Genomic DNA, 6814 nt, shown 5'->3' with positions numbered 1-6814 from the left:
TTCATCAAGATACAGAAATCGCAGACGGCGATTTGGTCTGAGATTGAATTTGATTGCTGGTATCTACAATTACGAACTTCGTTACCGACAAAAGGATATATCTTGATTACTTTTGCAAGAGATCTACTGACTACCTCAAAATCGGTAAAACCCTACACCCCACACCCCACAACCGTTCGGACCTCGGCGTGAGACTTCGGCGTGAGACTTCGGCGTGAGACTTCGGCGTGAGACTTCGGCGTGAGCTCAGTCGAACGCTCAGTCGAACGCTCAGTCGAACGCTCGGTCGAACGCTGAGCTCACGGCCGAAGCCCACACCCTGCCCCCACCAACAAACTTTTTCAGCAGACCCTAAATATATAGCGTTTCCCAATCTCATGAGGTACACCAAAATCTTAACTCCTGACTCCTCAAAACTTAAGACTCTGTACCTCACAACTATGAAAATTGCTATAAGATGAACGTAGAATTGTAAAATCCTTAAGCCAGAGGAGGTAGAAAGAGCCGTAAACTTGATTAACAATCGTCCTCGAAAATGTCTTGACTATCGTATCCCGAATGAGGTATTCTATGAAGGTAGATTAGACAGTGATGCAATTCAGACTTGAATTGGCCTACTAAAGATAGGGGACTTGCGGAGGAAGGAATAATATCCCAGCCAGACAATCGCTCTGTAGAAGAATCAGACAATCCCTAAATGTACATGATCAAAGCTCAAGTCGCTAGAGCAAGAAATTAAGGAGTTAGAATGTTTTCAAAGAGAGGAATATATACGTTAGCTAATGATAACTTATACGATCAGCTAATTGCCCTTATTAATAGCATCAGGACTAATTATGACAAAAATATTCCAATCTGCATAATTCCTTATGACGATAGGGTTGACAAAATTAAATCTCTCAAGATAGATAATGTTTTTCTTTTTGACAATCAATCATCAATTGAAAAATGGTCTAATTTTGCATCAGAAGTATGGAGCGATCAGAGGTTTCTATCTCGAAAGAAATCTGCTTGGTATCATGGGTCAAACACCATAAGAAAACTATGTTCATTTGATGGTCAATTTGAATACTTTGTCTATATTGATAGTGATGAGCTAGTAATGTCTTCATTAGAGGATTGCTTCAATAAACTAACAGAGTATGATTGTGTTTTTGACGACTGGGAACATAATAAAGAAGACTGTTTTCTAGATACCAAAATGATTATAAGAAAATATCCATCTCGTGCTATTCAAGACATAAAATCTTGTTGTCATTGCTCTGATTTTTTCGCAGCTAAATCAAGCTTGTTAAATTCCGACACTTTAGCGCAAATTAAACTTGCACTACTGCATGAAGCGGAAGTGAACTTTATCAATGAGAGAGGTTGGTGGGATGAGGTCTACCTTTTTAGCTATATTACGTTTAAACTTAACTGGAAATTTTTCAACTATACGTTGAGTGAAAAATCTGAAGAGAGAACTGGAAATATTGCTGGTGTAAATCCTTTTGTGGAGAAGGATTATGTGCTTTACAACAAGCAAGGATTAAAGCCAGTTCACAGAATTCATTATATGGGTTATGGCTCAGATAGATTCAAGAGGTTATGTGGCGGAGAAGATATTGATATACCGCATCGAGACGTTTTTCTGTATTACAGATTTTTGGAAGAACCTGAAGCAAAACCGAAGCGCCTCAAGAAAGCAAATTTTTTAATAAAAGCTATGCATTCACTTGAGAAAAACTTAAAAAAGTTAAAAAAGAAGGTAGCCAATTTGTTTTGATGGACATGATCAACTACTTTACTGTGTCTGCATCTTGTCCAACGCATCTTAAAGAACACATAACAGTTTTACTAATACACCATTCTAGCTCAATACCAAGACTTCCCCCATACAGTCCTTACTGCCTGGAGCTTCTCAGAAAAAATTGACAAGCGATTACTGGGTACATTTTCCCCTTGAAAATGGCTGTACTGTTTACTGTATCTAGAGTAGAGCGATTCCACGGTTAAGTTCAGATATATTAAACTTGAACCCGATAGTCGAGGGATAATTTACTCGCAGGTTTTCCCCGATCTTTGGTTAGATGTTAATGCTTTATTAGGGGGTAACTTGGGACAGGTTTTGACAGTTTTACAGCAAGGTTTAGCCAGTCAAGAACATCAAGACTTTCTGAAAAAATTATCTCAAAAAACTGATAACTGATTTATGTGGCATCCTGACGCTTATCAAGCTTTAATTGCCGAAGATTATCCTCAAGTTGCGGCAATCTACGAGGAACTAATCGATAACAATCCCGAAAATATTTCTGACTATTGGTACTTGGGAGTTGCCTATCTTCTGCAAAATTTAGAAGCAGAAGCGCAGGTAATGTGGCAAAATGTTTTAAGAGGAGGTAATCCAGAAAAAGTCAAGCAATAGCAAGCAGAATTAGAAGCAGTTTTAGATACAGAAGCGCGACGACAACAAAGAAAAGGTGATCTGGCAGCTGTAGAATATTTTCGCTATCATCTACAGGAAATTGTTCCCAAGTCAATTAATAATTTATTAGCTTTATTCGACTTAGCTTGAGATTTAGAAATATTCGATCCAGAAGAACTACTTATACCAATTCTCCAAAGTCTGACTACAGAAGTTTAATCCCCCTAAATCCCCCTTAAAAAGGGTGACTTAAATTCGATGTGTAGTTTTCATTTAGAGAAATGGTATTAATTATCCTATTCAAGACAATCTCAGATATAATCCTAATCGAGAATTGCTTTTAAATGTAGTTCTCAAAAGTCTTTTATATCCCCACGAATTAACTTTAGATTTAGCTCAAGCAAGTTTACCCTATCTAGAGGAATTAGCTGATAGTTTGATCCCGCAAGCTTTTCAGATAGCATCACGAGTCACCAACGAACAACAAAGTCCCGCTTTTGGAGTAGAAATTATTAAACTTTGTCTGCAATTAAGACCAAATGATCTGAGTCTTTTAGAACAGTTAGTTAACCTCTATATTTTAGCCGAAGACTTTGATAATTCTTTGATAACTGCCTATCAATTGCGAGAAGTTTGTCTAACCCCAACCCTAAAGTTATACAGTAATTATCTAATTTTATTAATACTTTTGCGCTGGGGAGTTTGGCAAGAAATTGATAGTATTTATCAAGAAAATCATAATTTATTACACTAATTAACCCGTCAGAAAAATATCACTTTAGAACCGATTATTAAAACTAGCTTTCTCAATATTTGTAGTCCCCTACCCTACCTAGGCGATCGAGCTTTAGCCAATCGACAATTAACTAATCGCGTCGTTGAGGAATGTTAGTGAAGATTCCCAATGTTTAGGTTAAAATAGAGGGGCAAAAGTTGCAACTGGTTCAAGCCAATGATAGTAGGATCACCCCTCTACAGCAAAGAAGAATTTGCCCGACGTAGCAATGAGATTTATTAGACTCAGATGCGCTCTCAAGTCGAGGAGGGCAATTATGGCAAAATACCAGTAAATCCTTTTTCCTTTTTCCCTTGAAACTTACTCTCGAATTATATGAGCTAACTGCTAAGGGTGATAATTTTCTGAAAATCCCTTTGAATAATAGCAAAATTTTTATCAGTTAAAAGTGGCACATGAATGAATAAGGCTCTCGGATGATATTTTAAGACTTGAAAATATAATTCTTCGCAGACAAACTGACCGGCATTATCGCTGATATAACTATAGTTAAGGTTTTTAATTAAATCTGGCAAGGGAACTGGTGTCAATAACTTTTTTGTACTACTCCTAGCCTGAGATTCTAAACTTAAACGATAACGACTTTCTGCCATACCACAACAAATAACTAAATCAGTTTTTTTGTCTTGAATAGCTTTGATAACTCGTTCACTGGCTCGATGGGTATTAACGGGAAGTTGACGCAAAAATAAAATATTTTTTGCATAATTATCTTGAATAGATACTAACAAATCATCGGAGGAATTACTCCGGTGATGGCATAACCAAGGCGCAAAAGAAGTTAAGAGAATTGTCAAGTTATCTCCTGATGGTTAATTGGGATAATAGACCTCTTGCATAAATCCGAAAACAAACGATAGAAATAATAATGGGAGGGACTTTCAGTTAATTATTTATTAGTAGTTGATAATCTTCAAAAATGTTGCTGTACAAGGATCGACTTAAGACTTTTGCAAGAGGTCTAATCAACAAAAAAGCGATCGAAGGGACAAAAATTGCTACACTAACTGACGTGACCTCAATTAAAGACGAGATTGATAGCCTATGCAACGCCGTAAATTTTTGCTTATTAGTGGCAGTTTAGGCGGTTTTAGCTTGGTAGCTTGCGCTGATCAAATTTTACAGCCCGTTACTTCCAAAAATCCCCCTGAGTCTCCTGTTAAGCAAGCACAAAAGGCGAAAAAAGTCAAGATAATCGTGATTAGTGACCTTAATAGTCAATACGGTTCCACTACTTACGATCCCGAAATCGATCGAGCTATCCCTTTAATTATCAATCATAAACCCGATCTGGTTCTCTGTGGTGGCGACATGGTGGCAGGACAAAAAAGCAGCTTGACAGAGGCAGCAATTAACGCCATGTGGTCAGCCTTCGATCGCCATATCGCCGCGCCCCTGCGAGCTGCTAAAATACCTTTTGGTTTTACCATCGGTAATCATGACGCTTCTGGAGCTTTATCCGCAGGAAAATTTATCTATGCTCAAGAGAGAAAATTAGCCCAGGATTATTGGCAAAACCCCCAACATGAGACAAGTTTAAATTTTATCGATAAAACTGGCTTTCCTTTTTATTATACTTTCACTCAAAATGGTATATTCTATCTAGTTTGGGATGCCTCCACTCATTTAATCTCTCGGGAACAACTAAATTGGGCAGCAAAAAACTTGAGTAGTAGCGACGCTAAAAATGCTAAAATGCGGCTAGTAATCGGTCATTTACCCCTCTACGGTATTGCCGTAGGCAGAAATCGACCAGGGGATTATTTAGCCGATGCCGAGCAATTAAGAGCGTTTTTAGAGGGTCATCAGGTGCATACTTATATTAGTGGCCACGCTCACGCTTACTATCCGGGTAAACGGGGGCAATTACAATTATTACACGCGGGAGCTTTAGGCAGTGGACCGCGACGATTATTGAACAGTGAACAAGCGCCTAGAAAAACCCTAACAATTGTCGATATTAATCCCCATCAACAGGAAACAGTTTACACCACCTACGACATGAAAACCCAAGAAGCGATCAATATTACCAGTTTACCTCCTCTGATTATGGCTCCCAATGGGCAGGTTTTACGTCGAGATATTCCATCGGTTAACTAGAAAGGAATTCCCATCATGGCCACTGTCATCAGCACCGTTAATATGAAAGGAGGAGTAGGAAAAACTACCCTTACCGTCAACCTTGCCACCTGTTTAGCTAAATTTCAGCAAAAACGAGTCCTTGTCCTCGATTTAGACGCTCAAATCAGTGCGACTCTTAGTTTAATGTCCCCCCACGAATTTGCTCAACTGCGTCGCAAAAAACGCACTTTAAGCTATTTATTAGAAGCAATTATCAAACCCAATCCCTACAATAAATTAACTATTGATGATATTATTGTCCCTTCAGTCTGTGAAATTCAAGGCTTAGATCTACTGCCGGGAGACATCGAGCTTTATGATGAATATATCGTCTCAGAAACCCTGCACCATCAAGCAATTCTAGAGGAAGATTTAGGCTTTGATCATGCTTGGAATAACCTGGAAAGAATCTTAATTCAAAAAATCATTGATCCCATTCAAGACCGTTACGATTATATTATCATGGACTGCGCTCCGGGCTATAATCTTTTAACTCGTAGTGGTCTCTGTAGCAGTCATTTTTATTTACTACCTGCCCGTCCCGAACCTTTATCAATTGTCGGCATTCAGCTATTAGAAAGAAGAATAGTTAAACTGAAAGCTAGTCATCAAGAAACTGACCCGATTAACCCCGGTTTACTCGGTATAGTTTTTATTCTTTCCGGTGGTGGTTTACTCAGTCGCTACTATAATCAAGTCATGCGCCGGGTACAACAGGATTTTCAAGCCCATCAAATTTTTGCTAATGCGATTCCTATGGATGTTAATGTAGCTAAAGCTGTGGATATGTTCGTGCCTGCGGTAGCAGCCATGCCCTCTTCTAGTGGTTCTAAAGCTTTTATGAAACTCACAGAAGAATTCTTGATGAAAACCAAAAAATAGGAGATAATTACTATGGTCATTGAGTGGTTAGAATTTCAAGTTAAACCCGAAGCGCGAGAAAAATTTATCCAAAAAGATCAAGAAATTTGGACAAAGTTTTTAGCAAAACAAGCGGGTTTTTTAGGTAAAGAACTTTGGATTAATCCCGCCATCGAGGAAGAATTAATTATCGTTGTCCATTGGCAAACAGAAGAACAGTGGAAAGCTATCTCCAAAAATTTACTTGATGACACCGAATCCAAATTTTCCCTCGCCATGGGAAAAGATAATTATCGACTGCTCAAAGTCAAGGAATTTCAAGTCAGAAAATTTCGAGAAAATTTTCAGAACAATTTAGAATCTATGCAGCCCAGATAAAAAATCAATTCATCTTTTTGTCCCCTGTCAACCTAGCCAAACTTGTCCTGAGGGGCTAAAGTGTGCTATAAGCAGTCAGACCCTTTCAGGGTCTTTATTCTTCCCGATTAGGCAAATTACTGATGACTGAAGCTAAACGCGCCCTAATTACCGGCATCACCGGTCAAGATGGTTCCTATCTGAGCGAATTATTATTAGAAAAAGGTTACGAAGTCCACGGTATCATCCGTCGTACTTCAACTTTTAACACCGAT

At 38.5% G+C, this 6814-nt stretch carries 8 protein-coding genes and 3 pseudogenes; 10 read left to right on the top strand and 1 reads right to left on the bottom strand.

Features of this window, described 5'->3' with window-relative positions:
* The 6 genes and pseudogenes from IM462_RS07315 to IM462_RS07290 form a co-directional block, all read left to right on the top strand.
* Positions 1-106 (top strand): annotated as a pseudogene (locus IM462_RS07315) (IS5 family transposase); the annotation flags it as partial.
* A 361-nt stretch (positions 107-467) separates the two neighbouring features.
* Positions 468-608 (top strand): annotated as a pseudogene (locus IM462_RS07310) (IS30 family transposase); the annotation flags it as partial.
* A gap of 140 nt (positions 609-748) precedes the next feature.
* Positions 749-1765 (top strand): Npun_R2821/Npun_R2822 family protein, encoded by a 1017-nt coding sequence (locus IM462_RS07305; RefSeq protein WP_106909302.1) that lies wholly within the window; start codon positions 749-751, stop codon positions 1763-1765.
* Between the two features lie 237 nt (positions 1766-2002).
* A pseudogene (locus tag IM462_RS07300) lies at positions 2003-2188 on the top strand (Uma2 family endonuclease); the annotation flags it as partial.
* A gap of 3 nt (positions 2189-2191) precedes the next feature.
* Entirely contained in the window at positions 2192-2404 is a 213-nt protein-coding gene (locus IM462_RS07295; protein WP_002751022.1) for a tetratricopeptide repeat protein, read from the top strand.
* A gap of 334 nt (positions 2405-2738) precedes the next feature.
* Positions 2739-3158 (top strand): hypothetical protein, encoded by a 420-nt coding sequence (locus IM462_RS07290; RefSeq protein ID WP_287703872.1) that lies wholly within the window; start codon positions 2739-2741, stop codon positions 3156-3158.
* Positions 3159-3520: 362 nt separating this feature from the next.
* Here the strand turns inward: IM462_RS07290 and IM462_RS07285 are convergent, their stop codons facing one another.
* Positions 3521-3997, bottom strand: a complete 477-nt coding sequence (locus IM462_RS07285; protein ID WP_287703870.1) for a pyroglutamyl-peptidase I family protein — start codon at positions 3995-3997, stop codon at positions 3521-3523.
* Between the two features lie 247 nt (positions 3998-4244).
* On the opposite strand from IM462_RS07285, the gene IM462_RS07280 reads away from it, so the two are divergent.
* The 4 genes from IM462_RS07280 to IM462_RS07265 all read left to right on the top strand — a co-directional run.
* Positions 4245-5300: a metallophosphoesterase family protein gene (locus tag IM462_RS07280; protein WP_287703868.1), complete on the top strand. Its 1056-nt coding sequence runs from the start codon at positions 4245-4247 to the stop codon at positions 5298-5300.
* A gap of 15 nt (positions 5301-5315) precedes the next feature.
* Positions 5316-6203 (top strand): ParA family protein, encoded by an 888-nt coding sequence (locus IM462_RS07275; RefSeq protein ID WP_287703866.1) that lies wholly within the window; start codon positions 5316-5318, stop codon positions 6201-6203.
* Positions 6204-6215: 12 nt separating this feature from the next.
* Positions 6216-6560, top strand: a complete 345-nt coding sequence (locus IM462_RS07270; RefSeq protein WP_287703864.1) for a TIGR03792 family protein — start codon at positions 6216-6218, stop codon at positions 6558-6560.
* Between the two features lie 122 nt (positions 6561-6682).
* Positions 6683-6814 (top strand): GDP-mannose 4,6-dehydratase (locus IM462_RS07265; protein ID WP_287702743.1); only part of this gene is annotated, 132 nt, incomplete at its 3' end.

Source organism: Microcystis sp. M144S2 (genome assembly GCF_020246065.1).
In the GTDB taxonomy this organism is placed as follows: domain Bacteria; phylum Cyanobacteriota; class Cyanobacteriia; order Cyanobacteriales; family Microcystaceae; genus Microcystis; species Microcystis ichthyoblabe_A.
Note: the sequence above shows the minus strand (reverse complement) of the source record. Positions and strands in the feature narration are given on the sequence as shown.

Coding starts and splice junctions, on each gene's coding strand:
- IM462_RS07305 (WP_106909302.1), top strand. CDS start 749: ATGTTTTCAAAGAGAGGAATATATACGTTAGCTAATGATAACTTATAC.
- IM462_RS07275 (WP_287703866.1), top strand. CDS start 5,316: ATGGCCACTGTCATCAGCACCGTTAATATGAAAGGAGGAGTAGGAAAA.
- IM462_RS07280 (WP_287703868.1), top strand. CDS start 4,245: ATGCAACGCCGTAAATTTTTGCTTATTAGTGGCAGTTTAGGCGGTTTT.
- IM462_RS07270 (WP_287703864.1), top strand. CDS start 6,216: ATGGTCATTGAGTGGTTAGAATTTCAAGTTAAACCCGAAGCGCGAGAA.
- IM462_RS07295 (WP_002751022.1), top strand. CDS start 2,192: ATGTGGCATCCTGACGCTTATCAAGCTTTAATTGCCGAAGATTATCCT.